The organism is Streptomyces sp. 5-10, assembly GCF_014712245.1.
GTDB lineage: Bacteria > Actinomycetota > Actinomycetes > Streptomycetales > Streptomycetaceae > Streptomyces > Streptomyces violaceusniger.
The window spans coordinates 1-16,045 of sequence record NZ_JACVYG010000098.1 but is presented as its reverse complement, the minus strand read 5'-3'; the positions used below and the strand labels follow the sequence as shown (position 1 = coordinate 16,045).

13 protein-coding genes, 1 pseudogene and 1 riboswitch are annotated in these 16,045 nt (G+C 72.1%); of the genes and pseudogenes, 6 read left to right on the top strand and 8 right to left on the bottom strand.

Annotated features, from left to right (window positions below):
- Positions 1–742, top strand: a 742-nt coding sequence (locus tag IEJ02_RS46310; protein ID WP_370467255.1) for a LuxR C-terminal-related transcriptional regulator, incomplete at its 5' end; no start/stop codon positions are given.
- Between the two features lie 42 nt (positions 743–784).
- On the opposite strand, the gene IEJ02_RS46305 is transcribed toward IEJ02_RS46310, so the two are convergent.
- Positions 785–1,636 carry a helix-turn-helix transcriptional regulator gene (locus IEJ02_RS46305; protein ID WP_191070283.1) on the bottom strand — a complete coding sequence of 284 codons (852 nt, stop codon included), beginning with the start codon at positions 1,634–1,636 and terminating at the stop codon, positions 785–787.
- Positions 1,637–1,724: 88 nt separating this feature from the next.
- Between IEJ02_RS46305 and IEJ02_RS46300 the strand changes: the two genes are divergently transcribed.
- On the top strand, positions 1,725–2,537 hold the full coding sequence (locus IEJ02_RS46300) for an SDR family NAD(P)-dependent oxidoreductase (protein WP_191070282.1): 813 nt from the start codon (positions 1,725–1,727) through the stop codon (positions 2,535–2,537).
- A 93-nt stretch (positions 2,538–2,630) separates the two neighbouring features.
- On the opposite strand, the gene IEJ02_RS46295 is transcribed toward IEJ02_RS46300, so the two are convergent.
- On the bottom strand, positions 2,631–3,605 hold the full coding sequence (locus tag IEJ02_RS46295; protein WP_191070281.1) for an SDR family NAD(P)-dependent oxidoreductase: 975 nt from the start codon (positions 3,603–3,605) through the stop codon (positions 2,631–2,633).
- Positions 3,606–4,097: 492 nt separating this feature from the next.
- Positions 4,098–5,120: a C40 family peptidase gene (locus IEJ02_RS46290; protein ID WP_191070280.1), complete on the bottom strand. Its 1,023-nt coding sequence runs from the start codon at positions 5,118–5,120 to the stop codon at positions 4,098–4,100.
- Positions 5,121–5,466: 346 nt separating this feature from the next.
- Between IEJ02_RS46290 and IEJ02_RS46285 the strand changes: the two genes are divergently transcribed.
- Both IEJ02_RS46285 and IEJ02_RS46280 read left to right on the top strand, forming a co-directional pair.
- Positions 5,467–5,820, top strand: coding sequence for a hypothetical protein (locus IEJ02_RS46285; protein ID WP_137978383.1), 354 nt, complete (start codon positions 5,467–5,469; stop codon positions 5,818–5,820).
- 111 nt (positions 5,821–5,931) lie between these two features.
- Positions 5,932–6,699, top strand: coding sequence for a L,D-transpeptidase (locus IEJ02_RS46280; protein WP_137978382.1), 768 nt, complete (start codon positions 5,932–5,934; stop codon positions 6,697–6,699).
- Between the two features lie 135 nt (positions 6,700–6,834).
- On the opposite strand, the gene IEJ02_RS46275 is transcribed toward IEJ02_RS46280, so the two are convergent.
- Positions 6,835–8,013 carry a C40 family peptidase gene (locus IEJ02_RS46275; protein WP_191070279.1) on the bottom strand — a complete coding sequence of 393 codons (1,179 nt, stop codon included), beginning with the start codon at positions 8,011–8,013 and terminating at the stop codon, positions 6,835–6,837.
- 8 nt (positions 8,014–8,021) lie between these two features.
- Positions 8,022–8,221, bottom strand: a riboswitch (cyclic di-AMP (ydaO/yuaA leader).
- Positions 8,222–8,394: 173 nt separating this feature from the next.
- Between IEJ02_RS46275 and pcrA the strand changes: the two genes are divergently transcribed.
- Positions 8,395–10,869: a DNA helicase PcrA gene (gene pcrA / locus IEJ02_RS46270; protein ID WP_191070278.1), complete on the top strand. Its 2,475-nt coding sequence runs from the start codon at positions 8,395–8,397 to the stop codon at positions 10,867–10,869.
- Between the two features lie 98 nt (positions 10,870–10,967).
- On the opposite strand, the gene IEJ02_RS46265 is transcribed toward pcrA, so the two are convergent.
- The 3 genes from IEJ02_RS46265 to IEJ02_RS51270 are packed head-to-tail and all read right to left on the bottom strand — an operon-like array spanning position 10,968 to position 13,448.
- Entirely contained in the window at positions 10,968–12,740 is a 1,773-nt protein-coding gene (locus tag IEJ02_RS46265; protein WP_498067135.1) for a M23 family metallopeptidase, read from the bottom strand.
- 31 nt (positions 12,741–12,771) lie between these two features.
- Positions 12,772–13,227 carry a hypothetical protein gene (locus tag IEJ02_RS51275; RefSeq protein ID WP_370467256.1) on the bottom strand — a complete coding sequence of 152 codons (456 nt, stop codon included), beginning with the start codon at positions 13,225–13,227 and terminating at the stop codon, positions 12,772–12,774.
- On the bottom strand, positions 13,176–13,448 hold the full coding sequence (locus IEJ02_RS51270) for an esterase/lipase family protein (RefSeq protein WP_370467254.1): 273 nt from the start codon (positions 13,446–13,448) through the stop codon (positions 13,176–13,178). The genes IEJ02_RS51275 and IEJ02_RS51270 overlap by 52 nt, the downstream gene beginning before the upstream one ends.
- A 289-nt stretch (positions 13,449–13,737) precedes the next feature.
- Here IEJ02_RS51270 and icmB point away from each other — a divergent pair, with 289 nt between their 5' ends.
- On the top strand, positions 13,738–14,148 hold the full coding sequence (gene icmB / locus IEJ02_RS46255; RefSeq protein ID WP_137978381.1) for a coenzyme B12-dependent isobutyryl CoA mutase small subunit: 411 nt from the start codon (positions 13,738–13,740) through the stop codon (positions 14,146–14,148).
- Positions 14,149–14,414: 266 nt separating this feature from the next.
- Here icmB and IEJ02_RS46250 read toward each other — a convergent pair.
- A pseudogene (locus tag IEJ02_RS46250) lies at positions 14,415–16,045 on the bottom strand (DUF5691 domain-containing protein); the annotation flags it as partial.

The window sequence follows — 16,045 nt, the reverse complement described above, 5'->3', positions numbered from 1 at the left end:
GGGGGCCGCGTCCGGTCCGGCGGGGGCCGCGCCCGGTCCGGCGGGCGCCGGGGGCTCCGGGGCGGAGGATGCCGCGGCGGCGCGGCGGGTGCGGGTCGTGCTCGTGGACGACCACCGCATGTTCCGCACCGGGGTGCAGGCCGAGATCGGGGAGACGGCCCGGACCGGTGTCGAGGTGGTCGGCGAGGCGGCCGACGTCGACCAGGCCGTGACCGTGATCACCGCGACCCGCCCCGAGGTCGTGCTGCTCGACGTCCACCTCCCCGGCGGGGGCGGCGTCGAGGTGCTGCGCCGCAGCGCCTCGCTGATGGCCGACCAGGACCGCCCGGTGCGCTTCCTCGCGCTGTCCGTCTCGGACGCGGCCGAGGACGTCATCGGCGTGATCCGCGGCGGCGCCCGCGGCTATGTGACCAAGACCATCACCGGCACCGACCTCGTGGACGCGATCTTCCGGGTCTCCGAGGGCGACGCGGTCTTCTCCCCGCGCCTCGCCGGTTTCGTCCTCGACGCCTTCGCCTCCACCGACGCCCCACCGGTGGACGAGGACCTGGACCGGCTCACCCAGCGCGAGCGCGAGGTGCTGCGCCTGATCGCGCGCGGCTACGCCTACAAGGAGATCGCCAAGCAGCTGTTCATCTCGGTGAAGACGGTCGAGAGCCATGTCTCGGCGGTGCTCCGCAAGCTCCAGCTCTCCAACCGGCATGAGCTGACCCGCTGGGCGACGGCCCGCCGCCTGGTCTGAGCCTGTGCCCGGGAACCGGAACGGGCCGGACGGCGCGGCGGCTCAGCCCGGCACCCCCATCCGCTGCGTGCCGACGACCGACAGCAGCCGCAGCGCCTCCTCGGCCGGTGAGCCGGGGTCGGCGGTGTAGATGATCACCCGCTGATCCCGGTCGGCGATGTCCAGTACATCGCAGTTGACGGCGATCGGTCCGACGAGCGGATGGTGCAGCGTCTTGCACAGGGTGGGCCGGGCGGACACATCGTGGGAGTCCCACAGCCGGGCGAACTCCTCGCTGCCCGAGCGCAGCTCGGCCACCAGCTCGGTCACCTCGGGGTCGTCGGGGTAGCGGGCGGCCGCGGCGCGCAGCCCCTCGGCCGCGGTCCGGGCGAACTCGTCCACGTCCGACACCCCGTACAGCCTCCGCCCGTCCCGGTGCGGCCCGAGGAAGGCGCGGCGGACGAAGTTGCGGTCGCGGCGCGAGAGGGCGGAGAAGTCCTCCATGAGGGCGGCGGCCAGATCGTTCCAGGCGATCACCTCGTACGTCGCGGAGAGCACGATCGCCGCCGCGTTCGGCAGCCGCCGCAGCAGGTTCGCGATGCTCGGCCGCACCTCGCGCGAGGGCCCGGCCGGCGGGCCCGGCGGGGCGCCCGCCAGATGGTGCAGATGATCGCGCTCGGTGTCGCCCAGCCGCAGGGCGCGGGCCAGCCCGGTCAGCACCTCGCGGGACGGGCGCGGGGCGCGGGCCTGCTCCAGCCGCGTGTAGTACTCGGTCGAGATGAACGCCAGCTGCGCCACCTCCTCGCGCCGCAGCCCCGGGGTGCGGCGCCGCGTCCCGGCGGGCAGTCCCACATCGGCGGGCGTGATCCGCTCACGTCGGCTGCGCAGGAAGGCCGCCAGCTCTCGTCTGTCCACGCCTTTCAGTGTGCGTGGACGGCCGGGGGCTCAGCCAGGTACAGCCGGTGCCTGGTTGAGCTCCGGCGTCCACAGCAGCCTCGGGGACATGAACGACACACCGAACACCACCCCCCTCGACACCTCACCCCTTTCCGCGACCGCCGGCCTGCTGGCCGGCAAGGTCGCCTTCATCACCGGCGCCGGGCGCGGCATCGGCGCCGCCGCGGCGCGCCTCTTCGCCCGCGAGGGCGCCCGAGTGCTGCTGGCGGCCCGTACGGAGGCCCAGCTCAAGACGGTCACCGAGGAGATCAGGGCGGCCGGCGGCACCGCGGATCACGTGGTGTGCGACCTGGCCGACGCGGCGAGCGTCCGCGCCGCCGTCGACCGGGCCGTGGAGCTGTACGGCCGGCTCGACGTGGCCTTCAACAACGGCGCGACGATCCAGCAGCCGGGCCCGATGGACCAGCTGCCGGAGGCCGACTTCGACCATGTCTACGCCGTCAACCTCCGTGGCCCCTGGCTGGCCATGAACGCCGAGGTCGCGGCCATCCGCGCCACCGCCGGAACGGGCGCCATCGTCAACAACTCCAGCGTCGGCAGCCTCATGGGCAACCCCGAACTCCCCGCCTACGGCGCCATGAAGCGCGCCGTCAACAGCCTCACCGAGTCCGCCGCCGTCACGTACGGCCCGGAGGGCATCCGCGTCAACGCCATCGCGCCCGGTAGCACGCTCACCGAGATGATCCGCGAATGGGAGGAGGCATCCCCCGGCGTCGTCGAGCGGATCACCACCCACACCCCGCTGCGCCGCGCCGCCGACCCGGCCGAGATCGCCCAGGCCGCGGCCTGGCTCCTCAGCGACCGCGCCTCGTATGTGACCGGCACGGTCCTCCGGGTGGACGGCGGCCTCCGGGCCTGAGAACGCCGGTGGTGCCGGTGGGGAGACGACCCGCCCCGGCGGATGAACCACCCGATCCGGTGACGTAGGACTACGCGTCCGGATCGGTGGGCCTCATGCCGGGCCGAACCGCGGCTCGAGCCCCGTCAGGTCGCGGCTTGCCGACCACAGGTGGGCCGCGACTTCCGTGTCGGCCAGGTGACCTCGGACGGGCCGACGACGGGGGGTGCCGCGGAGGGCGAAGTGGCGGGGGGTCCAGAGTTCGCCGCCGGTGATGGACGGGTCGAGGACCGCTCGTACGGCGGGCCAGGCGGCCGCGTCCTTGCCCTGGACGAGGATTCCGGCGGGCAGGCCGCGCAGCCGTTCGGCGGGTGTGCGGACGTGCAGGGGTGGGCGGGAGGGGGTGAGGGAGTCGAGCGCGCCGCCGGGGTGGGTGACCACGCTCCGCACCGTGCTGCCGACCGTCCTCAGCCGCCGGTCGAGTTCGAAACCGAAGAGCATCTGGGCCAGTTTCGAGCGCCCGTAGGTGCGCTCGGGCTCGTAGCCGCGGGTGCTCTCGAGGTCGTCCAGGTCCAGCCGCTCGGACATGGCCGCGAAGCTGCCCGTAGTGATGACACGGCCCTCGGGGGCGGCCGCGAGCAGAGGTGCCAGCCAGTGGGTCAGCGCGAAGTGCCCGAGGTGGTTGATGCCGAACATCGCCTCATGGCCGTCCCCGGTCTCACGGCGCGGCGGCTCGTCGAACTTCACCCCGGCGTTGTGGACGACCGCGTCCAGACGGTCCAACCCCAGCGCCTCCGCGGAGGCTTCGAGCGACGGGAGATCGGCGAGGTCCAGCCGGATGTGACGCACCCGGGCGCCGGGGACCCGGGAGCGGATCGAGGCCACGGCGGCGTCCGCCCTGCCCGGGTCGCGGCTGCCGAGAACGACGGTGGCTCCCGTACCGGCGAGCTGTTCGGCGACGAAGTATCCGATCCCCGCGTTGCCTCCGGTCACCAGGAAGGTCTTTCCGTCGGCTCGCGGAAGGCTATGGACGTCCCACCGCTCGGTCGGGGATTCGGCCGAGGATTCGGTCGGGGTTGCGGAAGGCATGCGGGGGCTCCTTGCGGTGGTGAGGGCGGGGGCGGGGGCGGGGCGGGCCCATGGGGCTGACGCTGAACGCGTGTCAGCCTTACGGTCGCCACCGACGCCCCGCCGACAGACCGCCGTCATCCCCCGGCCCCCGCCGACAGACCGCCGTCGCCCCTTCTCGCCCCCCGCCGACAGGTCGCCGTCGCCCCTTCTCGCACCCCGCCGACAGATCGCCGCTCACGCGAACCCGGAACCCACCGGCCCCGCCACGTCCAGCGTGTCCTTGACCATGGCGAGCGCCGCGCCCAGGGGGCTGGAACGGCCGCCGCTCACCGTGACGCGGCTCCGGCGGCAGCCCCTCGGCCGCGCTGGCGCGTACGGCGGCGAGCCGCAGCGGCAGCGTGCCGCCGACCAGACGCTCGGCGTAGGCCCGGCCCACCGGGCCGTACCCCGACAGCACGACGGAGGGGGTCGGGGGGACCGTTACGCCGGGCGGGCGGCCGTCCGGGACCGCTACGCCGGGCGGGCCGCCCCCGCGAAGGGCATGTCCCCCACGGAGGCCATGCGGACCGGGGCCCCGGGGTGCGGGGCGTGGATCATGCGGCCGCCCCCGATGTAGAGGCCGACATGGCTGATGCCGGAGTAGAAGAAGACCAGGTCCCCGGGGGCCAGTTGGTCGCGGGTGACGCGCTGTCCGGCGTTGATCTGGGTGTAGGTGGTGCGGGGCAGGGCGACCCCGGCGGCGCGCCAGGCGGCCTGGGTGAGCCCCGAGCAGTCGTAGCCGTGGGGGCCGGTGGCGCCCCAGACGTACGGCTTGCCGAGGGCCGCGTACGCGTAGGAGACGGCACGGGCGGCGCGGCCCGCGACGGGGGCGAGGGAGCCGGCGGCCTTGTCGGCGTCCCGCGCCGCCAGCAGGCGCTGCCGCTGCTCGAGGGTCAGCCGGGCGAGTAGGCGATCGGCGGCGGCGAGCTTCTCCTGGACGGTCCGCTTGTGGTGGGCGGCGGCCGTCCGGGAGGCGCGCAGAGCGGCGAGGCGGTCGGCCGCCTCGCCGCGGACCTGGCGTAATTTCCGCTCCTGTCGGCCGATCGTGGCGATCAGGGCGGCCTGGCGGCTCCCCGCGCGCTCGGCGAGCGAGGCGCGCTCCAGGTACTGGTCGGGGGAGGAGGACAGGGCGAGCTGGAGGGCCGGGGCGATCGTCCCCGAGCGGTACTGGGCGGTGGCGAAGGCCCCGAGGGCGTTGCGCGCGGTGTTGAGCCGGGTGGTGCGGCGGGCGGCCTGGTCGCGCAGCGCCTCCAGCCTCAGGCGGGCCTTGTCGGCCTTCTCCCTCGCGCCGTTGTACTTCTCGGTGGCCTCCTCGGCCTCCCGCTGGTACTCATCGACCTTCGCCTTCACCTGAGCGGGGGTGAGGCGGTTCTCGGCGTGCCCGGTGCCGTCGAGGAGGGTGGCGGACGCGGCGCCGGTGAGGGCGAGGAGCGCGGCCGCGCGGATGGTGCCGCTGGTGAGCGAGCGCTGCTTGGGCTTCCTGTGCGACGCCACTGCGGCGGTTCACCTGGTCTTTCTTGGGCAATCCAGTTCGGGCAATCCAGGACATTCGGCAGATCCTGGACCCTTGTGGGGAACGGGCGGGCAGGTGGCAGTCCGCCGTGAGGCGGGGACCCTCGGTTGACGGGAGCGGACTGCCACCTGGAGGAGGAAGCTAGGCCGGGAAGAGGGGTCGTGCGGGGGATTGAACGGGAGTGCACGGATTTCATCGGTTCCGTGACGGCTGCTGATCGCCCGGCGAGTGGGGTGGTCGGCAGTGTGGGGCGGCCGTGATCGAAGCGGCGATAGGGGTCCACCCGGGTGCCGGGTGATGATATGTGCGCGGCTAGTCTCCGGAGCCATGGACGTACTCATTCACGTGTTCGTCGGCCTCCACATCGTCGGCATCGGCGCGCTGCTCGGCGGCTTCTTCTCGCAGCTCAAAGCCATGCGCGCGGGCGAGGCCCGGATGATCCCGGCGATGCTGCACGGCGCGCTGACCATGCTGGTGACCGGTGTGGCGCTGGTCGGGCTCAACCAGGCGGACGACAACAGCGTCAACACCGTCAAAATCGGCGTAAAGCTGGCGCTATTGGTCGTGATCCTCGGCCTGGTGTATGTGAAGCGCGACGAGGAGAAGGTAGAGTCGGCCGCCTTCGGCGCGGTGGGTGCCTTGACAACGGCAAACATCTTCATCGCCGTGCTGTGGACCTGACGAACGAATGTTCTGGGGGTAACCCAAGGAAATTGCGACACGATCCCGAGGCAACCGTTTGCACTCGCGAGCTGTCTTAGTAAAGAGCGAGGCAGTCGAGAGGAGTGGCCAATGGGGGTAGTGGGGGCAGTCAGACGTCATAGGCGGCGCGTGGGTGTGGCGCTGGGGCTGGCGGGGATGGCGGTGCCGCTCGCGGTCGCCGTCGCCGGTCCGGCGCAGGCGCAGGCACGGCCGCTGGGCAGGTCGGCCGGAACGGTGACACCGGTGAGCACGGCCGCGTCCTCGTGCACGACCACCGCTGGGCCGTACCAGAAGCAGGCCGAGCGGTTCCTGGGCCGTCCCGTGGACGGGCGGCAGTCGCGGGCGGACTGTCTCGCGATCCAGAAGTTCCAGATCGACCACGGCATCAGCCCGACGATCGGCTACGCGGGCCCGATCACCTCGGGCGTGATGAACCTCATCGGCGCCCAGAAGGCCGCCGGGCACAATCCCAACGCGGCGAAGAAGTGCCCCACCAACAAGGGCCGCATCGCCTGCGTGGACCTCACCCGGCAGCTGAGCTGGGTCCAGGACGGCTCCCGGCTGGTCTACGGGCCGGTGCCGGTGCGGTCCGGGCGAAACGGCTTCGAGACCCGCACCGGGCTGAAGAGGATCTACTGGCGGGACATCAACCACTGGTCGACGCTCTACAAGGTCGCCATGCCCTACAGCCAGTTCTTCGACGGCGGCCAGGCGTTTCACTCGATCGCCGGCAGCGTATGGTCCCCGCCCGGCTCCCACGGCTGCGTCAACATGCGTAAGGGCGACGCCAAGAAGTACTGGAGCCTGCTGAAGAACGGCGACGACGTGTACGTCTACGGGCGCAAGCCCGGCACGTGAGCCGATGGCGGTGTCGCTGAGGACGCCGCTGTGGCGCTGACGGCGCCGCTGAGGTGCTGAGGACGCCGCTGTGGAGCTGACGGCGCCGCCGCCCCGGGCTGGGCCCCGGGGCGGCGGCACGTCAGGACAGGGGGCCTACGAGGGCCGCACGCTCCCGTAGATCGGCATCTCCGTGATCGGCGCCTTCTTCACCACATCGCCCGGCTTCGGCGCGTGGATCATCATCCCGTCGCCGATATAGAGGCCGACATGGCTGATGTCGTCGTAGAAGAAGACGAGATCGCCCGGCTGGAGTTGGGACGTCGAGACGCGCGTACCGGCCTTCACCTGGTCCCAGGTGGTGCGCGGCAGCGAGATCCCGGCGGACTTCCAGGCCGCCTGCGTCAGCCCCGAGCAGTCGAAGGAGCTGGGCCCGGTCGCGCCCCAGACGTACGGCTTGCCGAGCTGTGCCTTGGCGAAGGCGATGGCCTGGGCCGCCTTGGAGCTGCCCGCCGGGGCCGAGGGCGTGGAGGGCGCCGTCGAACCGGAGCCACCCGCGTTCTGCTGCTCCTGCTGCTGTTCCTGCCGCTTCTTGCGCGCGGCCGCCTCCTGCCGCTGCTTCTCGGCCAGCTCGGCGGCCTTACGGCGGGCCTCTTCCGCCTTCTTCTTCTCGATCGCCGCCAGCCGCGCCTTCTCCTTGGCGGTCAGATTCGCCAGCAGCCGCCGCGCCTCGGTCAGCTTGTCCTGGACGGTCTTCCTCTGGATCTTCAGCTGCTTCTGCGACGCGGTCAGCGAGGCAAGGCTCTCGCCGGCCTTACCGCGCTCCTTGGCGGCCTGCGCCCGCTGCTTCTGGAAGTCGTCGACGGCCTGCTTCTGCCGGCCGGTCATCCGGTCCATCAGATGCGACTGGTCGAAGACGTCCTGCGGATCGTTGGAGAACAGCAGGGTCGCGGCGGAGCGGGCCATTCCGCCGTCGCGGTACTGGGCGGCGGCGTACTGGCCGAGCATGCGCCGCGCCTCGTTGAGCTTCTCGGTGCGCTGGGCGACGGAGTCCAGCAGCTTGTCGACCTTGGCCCGCTGCTGGTCGGTGCGCTCCTTGGCGGCGTTGTAGCGCTGGGTGGCGGCCTCCGCCTGGTGGTAGAGGGTGTCGACCTTCTCTTTCACCTTCTCGATCGACTGGGCGGCCGGCTTGGGATCGGTGGGCGCGGCGTTGGCCGACTGGGAGAGGAGGGTGACGGATGCGAGGGCGGCCGTGGTGAACCCGACGGCCGTACGGCGGCCGTGACCGGTGAGCGGGGCGGGTATGCGGTTCCGCGGCTTGCGGTGCGACGCCAAGGGAGGCGACTCCTTCCGTGGACCGCCTACCGGGTTAGCTGTCGGGTTCGGGCGGTTCGGAAGGTTGCCCTACGGCCGTGTCCGGGCGGCACTCGCGTGCCACACCGGTCGGGCCGATTCACCCCGGTGTTGCGTGGGCCCCTCCTCCCTGAAGGGGGGCTAGGAGGGCGGGTCCCCGGCTCCGGGCGCCTCACGGCGGTACCGGACTCGGCGGAGGCCGCCCGTGCCGACGTGGTTCGCCGACGGATCTTCCGGGCCGCCTGACGCAGGACGGTAGCCAACACGTGGGGCTCCTGTGAAGACTGGTGGCCGTTTTGCCCGAAACCGTTTCGTGATGTTCGGACGTCGGCTGTCAGTGGGGCGGCCTAGACTCGGGGAGCGATGAGCAGCCTCTTTGACGACAGCTTCCTGGCGGACCTCGGGCCTCCTTCGGACGAGGAGCGGCCACCGCCGCCCGAGGATTCGGCGCACCCTGGCCACGGCGGTGCCGAGGATGTGCCGCATCACCTCTTCAGCGGCGATTTCGACGCGCCCGTGCCCCGGGAGGCCCACTACCGGGACGGCGCGGCCCGCCCCGCCGTGGACCCGTCCGCCCTGCTCGAGGGGTTGAACGAGCAGCAGAGGGCCGCCGTGGAGCACACCGGCTCCCCGCTGCTGATCGTCGCGGGCGCCGGCTCCGGCAAGACCCGGGTGCTCACCCACCGCATCGCCTATCTGCTCGGCGCCCGCTCCACCCACCCCGGCCAGATCCTCGCCATCACCTTCACCAACAAGGCGGCGGGCGAGATGAAGGAGCGCGTCGAGGAGCTCGTCGGCCCGCGGGCCAACGCCATGTGGGTGTCCACCTTCCACAGCGCCTGCGTTCGCATCCTGCGCCGGGAGTCGAAGAAGCTGGGCTTCACCTCGTCGTTCTCGATCTACGACGCGGCCGACTCCAAGCGGCTGATGTCGCTGGTCTGCCGGGATCTGGACCTCGACCCCAAGCGGTTCCCGCCGAAGTCCTTCAGTGCCAAGATCTCCAACCTCAAGAACGAGCTGATCGACGAGGAGACCTTCGCGGGGCAGGCGGCGGACGGTTTCGAGAAGACGCTGGCCGAGGCGTATGTGATGTACCAGGCGCGGCTGCGCGAGGCCAACGCGCTGGACTTCGACGACATCATCATGACCACGGTCAATCTGCTCCAGGCGTTCCCGGACGTCGCCGAGCACTACCGCCGCCGCTTCCGGCACGTCCTGGTGGACGAGTACCAGGACACCAACCACGCGCAGTACACACTCGTGCGCGAGCTGGTGGGCACCGACACCGAGGAGACCACGGCCGCCGAGCTGTGCGTGGTGGGCGACGCCGACCAGTCGATCTACGCCTTCCGGGGCGCCACGATCCGTAACATCCTCCAGTTCGAGGAGGACTACCCCACCGCGCGGACGATCCTCCTCGAGCAGAACTACCGCTCGACCCAGACCATCCTCAGCGCGGCCAACGCGGTCATCGAGCGCAATGAGAACCGCCGCCCGAAGAACCTGTGGACGCAGGCCGGCGCCGGGACCGAGATCACCGGCTATGTGGCCGACACCGAGCACGACGAGGCCCAGTTCGTCGCCGACGAGATCGACCGGCTGACGGACGCGGGCGACGCCAAGGCCGGGGACGTGGCGGTCTTCTACCGCACCAACGCCCAGTCCCGTGTCTTCGAAGAGGTCTTCATCCGCGTCGGGCTGCCGTACAAGGTCGTCGGCGGTGTGCGCTTCTACGAGCGCAAGGAGGTCCGGGACGTCCTCGCCTATCTGCGGGTGCTGGCCAACCCCGAGGACTCCGTCCCGCTCCGCCGGATCCTGAACGTGCCCAAGCGCGGCATCGGGGAGCGCGCGGAGGCCATGATCGACGCGCTGTCGCTGCGCGAGAAGATCACCTTCCCGCAGGCGCTGCGCCGGGTCGACGAGGCGTACGGCATGGCGGCCCGCTCGGCCAACGCCGTCAAGCGGTTCAACACGCTCATGGAGGAGCTGCACACCATCGTGGAGTCCGGGGCGGGCCCGGCCACCGTCCTGGAGGCGGTGCTGGAGCGCACCGGCTATCTGGCCGAGCTCCAGGCGTCCACCGATCCGCAGGACGAGACCCGGATCGAGAACCTCCAGGAGCTCGCGGCCGTGGCCCTGGAGTTCGAGCAGGACCGCGGCGAGGAGAACCCCGGCACCCTCGCGGACTTCCTGGAACAGGTCGCGCTCGTCGCCGACTCCGACCAGATCCCGGACGAGGACACCGAGGGCTCCGGCGTGATCACGCTGATGACCCTGCACACGGCGAAGGGCCTGGAGTTCCCGGTCGTCTTCCTCAGCGGCATGGAGGACGGCGTCTTCCCGCATATGCGGGCGCTCGGCCAGACCAAGGAGCTGGAGGAGGAGCGGCGGCTGGCCTATGTGGGGATCACCCGGGCCCGCGAGCGGCTCTATCTGACCCGCTCGACGATGCGCAGCGCCTGGGGACAGCCCGCGTACAACCCGCCGTCCCGCTTCCTGGAGGAGATCCCGGACCAGTACGTGCGCTGGCGGCGCACCGGGCCCACCACCCCGTCGGCGTCCATGGGCGGCATCGCCTCGACCCCGCCGTCGGGCCTTTCGTCCGGTCTGTCGACGTCGCGTGCGCGCACCGGGGGCAGCGGGTTCGCCACCCGGCGGGCCAAGGAGCGCCCGGTGGTCGCCCTGGCCATCGGCGACCGGGTCACCCATGACTCGTTCGGGCTCGGCACGGTGGTGGCGGTCAAGGGCAGCGGGGACAACGCGGAGGCGACGATCGACTTCGGCGACGAGAAGCCGAAGCGGCTGCTGCTGCGGTACGCACCGGTGGAGAAGCTGTAGCGGGGGGCTGGGCTGGCGGCGGCCGGCGTGGGCTGGGACTGGGCTGGAAGGCCCGGCCCGGTCAGCTGGAAGGCCCGGCCCGGCCCGTCCCGGCCCGGTCAGTTCGGGTCGAGGCCGTGGCCGCGCAGCCAGGGCAGCGGGTCGACGGCCGCGCCACCGCCGGGATGGACCTCGAAGTGCAGATGCGGGCCGGTGGAGTTACCGGAGTTCCCGGAGTACGCGATGGTCTCCCCGGCCTTGACGGTCCCGGAGCGGATCTTGGCGCTGCTGAGGTGGCAGTACCAGGTCTCCGTGCCGTCCGGGCTGGTCAGAATGACCATATTGCCGTAGGCGTCGTTCCACTGCGCCCTTACGGTGCCGTCGGTGGCGGCCATCACGGGCGTCCCGTAGCTCACCGGGAAGTCGATGCCGGTGTGCACCGACATCCAGTTGATACCGGCCTGGCCGAACATGGCGCTCAGGCCGTGCTGGGCGACGGGCAGCGCGAACTTCGGGCGCAGCGCCTCCTTGCGCGCCGCCTCCGCCTCCTTGCGCTTCTTCTCGGCGGCCTGGCGCGCCTGGAGGTCGATCCGCTCCTGGGTGCGGCTGGCGCGGTCGCGGAAGTCGTCGGCGCCCTCGCGGACCCCGGCGAGCTGGGAGTCCAGCTTGCTGTTGGCGACGGAGGGCTTCACGGGGGCCGCCGCGGTGTCAGGGGCGGCCTGAGTGGTGGACTCGTCCTTCTTGTCGCTCCCCACGCCGCTGACCGAGGCGGCGGCCACGGCGGTGACGCCCAGGGCGCAGACGGAGGGGACGGCGACGGTGAGGAGCGCGGAGCGCTTGGGGCGGGGCGAGGGGGTACGGCGGCGGCCGCGGTTCACCTCCCGGCGAGGGGAGGGGGCGGATTCCCGCATGACCGCCGCCTCGGGTTCAGGTTCCGCTTCGGGGCCGGGGTCGCACGGCTGGTCGGGCTCGTTGACCGGGTCGAAGACGGCGGTGTGCTCGAACGCGCCGGGCTGCTCGGGGATGACGGCCCGCTCGAACGCGGCGGTCTGGTCAACGGCGTTCGGCTCGAAGACGGCCGTCTGATCGAAGGCGTTGGGCTCGTGCTCGGGCTGGTCGAGGCCTGTCCGATCGAAGCCGGAGTGCTGGTCGAGCCCCTGCTGGTCGAGTCCGTGCTGGTCGAGTCCGTGCTGGTCGAACCCCGGATGGTTCAGTCCCGGATGGCTCAGCCCCGCCTGGTCGTACTGCGCCTCGTCCACGGTCCCGTAGACGGAGGTGTCCCAGACCTGGGTCTGACCGGTGTCCACGCCCGAGGCGTACGCCTCGGCCTCGTACCCCGCGCCGTGGTCCCACTGATCCGGCAGCTCGGTGTGGCCGGTGGCGCCCGTGTCCCAGGCGCCGATGTCCCACTGGGCGCCGGTCTCGGCGTCCTGCTGGGCGGGGATGCCGGTCGGCAGGTGATAACCGGAGGCGGCCCACATCGCGGTGGTGTCGTAGGCGCCGGAGTCGTAATGGGCCGTGTCGTAGTGGCCGGTGTCGTGGTGGCCCGTCTCGTGGCCCGGGTCGTAGTGGCCGGTGGCGTATGCCCCGGTCTGGTGGTGCTGGTCGGCCGTGGCCCACTGCGAGGCGTCGTACTGACCGCTGTGGGCGCCCTGTCCGCCGTCGTACGCGCCCGGAAGCGTGCCGAAGAGCGGGTCGCCGTCGCCGTAGAGCGGGTCACCGTCCCCGTAGGCGGTGGCCAGGTGGGCGAAGCTGCCGGTGGAGTACCCGTCGTACCCGACGTAGCCGTGCGCTGTGTCCTGCCGCTGACCGTAGGCCTCGTCGTACGGATACGAGGCGTCGGGAGCGGGGACGGTCGGAGAGGCCCCCGACGGGTGACGGTCGTTCACCACCAACTTCTCTTTCGCCTCGGCTGCAGGAGAATTAGCGGCGACTGTACCCGGCGGTACGCGGCAGCGACAATCTTCCGTGAGTTTTGAGCATCTCGGCAAAGGGCATTTGGCCGTCTTTCGGCTGACTGTACGTGCTTCCTTGGCCGGATGTTCGATTGACGTTCGGCAATTCCGGGGCTTCTGAACCACCGGGAACCGGGCCAGAGGCGCCCGCCGGCGCCTCGTCGGCGGCGTCCAGGGCCTCGTGGATGCGGGCGGCCACGGAGAAATGCACCGCCAGGGCGAGATGTCCGATTCCGTTGACGTGGATGTTCTGGGAGATCACATCCGGATGGTCTATCCGGGCCGTCTCCTTCGGGATCATCAACTGATCCGCATCGCTCCAGAAAGCGATGAAACGCGTACGGCAATCGGGGGCAGGCTGCCGCAACTCCGTTATCGCCGAGGAGTCCGGGCACATCTGACGCACGAGCGGATGTGCGGACAACAGGGGCGCGATAGGAGGGTGCCGCCGTGCGGGGTGCCGAGCGTCACCAGGGTGTGGACGCGGGCGTCCGTCCCCACCGAGGCGCTGGACGTAGTAGCTCGACGGGCGATCAGACCGCCCAGGCTGTGCCCGATGACATCCACCGGGCCGTGGCCGGTACGGGTGCAGACCTCCCGAGTGCCCTCCTTGACGCAGGACCGCCCGTCGCACCGCGGCGCCATGCGACTCGCGGCGGCGCTGCGCGGTGCGACGGTCCCCGCTGCGGCTCCCCTGATGTGGCCGGCCCGAGCATGTGCGGCGTCCGCGCGGCGGATGCGCGATGGCGGATGCGCAGTGTGCGATGCGCGGTGTGCGCGGATGCGGATGCGTGTGCGGGTGCGGCCTTCAGCGAACGTGTCCCACGTGTGATTTCCCCCTCGCTGTGCGCCGCGAAACTGCCGGGTAGGGGATGCTGGGGATAACGTTCGTTCACGTCGATGAGGGCGAGCGTGTGACGGCTTGGAGGCTGCGATGGGTGTGACCGGTCCGATCCGTGTGGTGGTGGCCAAGCCGGGGCTGGACGGCCATGACCGGGGTGCGAAGGTGATCGCGCGGGCACTGCGCGACGCGGGCATGGAGGTCATCTACACCGGGCTCCACCAGACCCCCGAGCAGATCGTTGACACCGCGATCCAGGAGGACGCCGACGCGATCGGGCTGTCCATCCTGTCCGGTGCCCATATGACCCTGTTCGCCAAGGTGCTGGAGCTGCTGCGGGAGCGCGACGCGGAGGACATCAAGGTCTTTGGCGGCGGGATCATCCCCGAGGCGGACATCCCCCCGCTCAAGGAGCAGGGCGTCGCCGAGATCTTCACCCCGGGCGCGACCACGACAGCCATCGTCGACTGGGTCCGCGAAAACGTCCGCCCGGTAGCCGCCTGACCCGCCGCACCGCTCTCGCCCCGAGGGCCTGTCGCAGTGCCCTCGCCCCGGGTCTGAGACCCGGGCCCTGAGCCAGACCCGGGCCCTGAGCCAGGCCGGGGGCCGGGGCACGGTCGGAGCCCAGGGCATCCACGGCCCCGGAGCCCAGAGCATCCGCGGTCCCGGAGCCCGTCGCTCCGCCAGCGCCGTGGGGGCGGACGTCCGGACGCCGGACCAACCGGCCCCGAACACGCCCCGGCACCCCACGAGCCGGAGGCCGGTCCGGGTCAGGCCGGGTCGAGCTCCGCTCGCATCGCCGCCCTCAGGCGGAGGGTGCCCACCAGGCGTTGGAATGCCTCTGCCCAATAGCCACCGGCGCCTGGCGCCGCCCCCTCCCTCTCGTCCGGTATCGCCGTCAGCACTTCGAGGCGGTCTGCCTGGGTCGGGTCCAGGCAGCGCTCGGCCAGGCCCATGACGCCGCTGAAGCTCCAGGGGTAGCTGCCCGCGTCGCGCGCGATGTCCAGGGCGTCGACGACGGCCCGGCCCAGGGGCTCGGCCCAGGGCACCGCGCACACCCCGAGGAGCCGGAAGGCGTCGGACAGCCCGTGGGAGGCGATGAACNAGGGGCTCGGCCCAGGGCACCGCGCACACCCCGAGGAGCCGGAAGGCGTCGGACAGCCCGTGGGAGGCGATGAACTCGGCGACCCACTCCGCCCGTTCCCCGGCGGGCAGCGCGGAGAGCAGCTTCGCCGGGTCGCGCCAGGCGGCGGGGGCCGCCTCCCCGGCGGTGACCGGCGCGACCGCCGGGGTACCGAGCAGCGCCCGGCACCACTCGGCGCTGCGCTGCCGCACCGCGGCCCGGCACCAGGCCGCGTGCAGATCCGCCTGCCAGCCGTCCGCGACGGGCAGTGCCACGATCTCGGCGGGACCGCGTCCGCCGAACCACTCGGTCCAGCGGTCCAGCGGGGTCGCCTCCACCAACTGACCCAGCCACCAGGACCGTTCCCCCCGGCCGGAGGGCGGCTTGGGCACGATGCCGTCGCGCTGCATTCCGCTGTCGCACTCGTCCGGCGGGCGGACGGTGATCCGAGGTGTCCGTTCGGCGGCCGTCAGCCCGTCGTCGGTCAGCTCGTCGGCGGTCAGCCCGTCGGCGGTCAGCCCGTCGTCGGCCGACCCCTCGGCGGTCAGCCGATCAGCGGTCAGCCCATCGGCGGTCGGCACGTCCTCGGTCAGTGACACACAGCCCCGCGACCGCTCGGCCATGCGCGCGGCGAGCGCCGAGCCGGGGAGCGCGGAGAGCAGTTCGGCGGCGGTCGCGCGGACGTTCCGGCTGCGGTCGGACAGCGCCTGTTCGAGGAACGGCTCATCGGACGGGGAGAGGTCGTCGCGCAGCGAGTCCAGGAACATCAGCCGGTCCTCGGCCCGCTCGGTCGACCAGGTGCCGCTGAGCAGCGCCAGCCCCGCCGCCGGGTCGCGGTGACGGGCCGCCGCCAGCAGCGACACCCGCTCGGCGAACAGCCCCTCCTCCCACAGCCGCTGTTCCTCCTCCGGTGCGGCGGCCGCCCCGGACGGCTCCGGGAGCGATGCGGACGCCCGGCCCGCCGCGCCCCGCAGCGCGAACTTCCAGTCCGGGTTCAGCCGGGCCAGCCACAGTGCGCGCGGCCCGCCGAGCGTCAGCGCCTCGGCCCGCAGATCGGTGCGGGCGCGGGCCGCGTCGAGCAGCGCCGGAAGCAGCGCGTCCGGCACGCGATAGCCGTGGTGGTTGGCCAGCGCGAGCCATTGCGGCAGCAGTTCGGCGAGGTCGGGCGCGGAGCGCGAACCGCCGCGCCCCGGCGCCGAACGGTCGGCGAGCAGCAGCGCCAGCCTGCTGCGGGCGGCCGTGGGCAGCGCCGGCCGCGGATCCTCGGGCGCCCGGCCC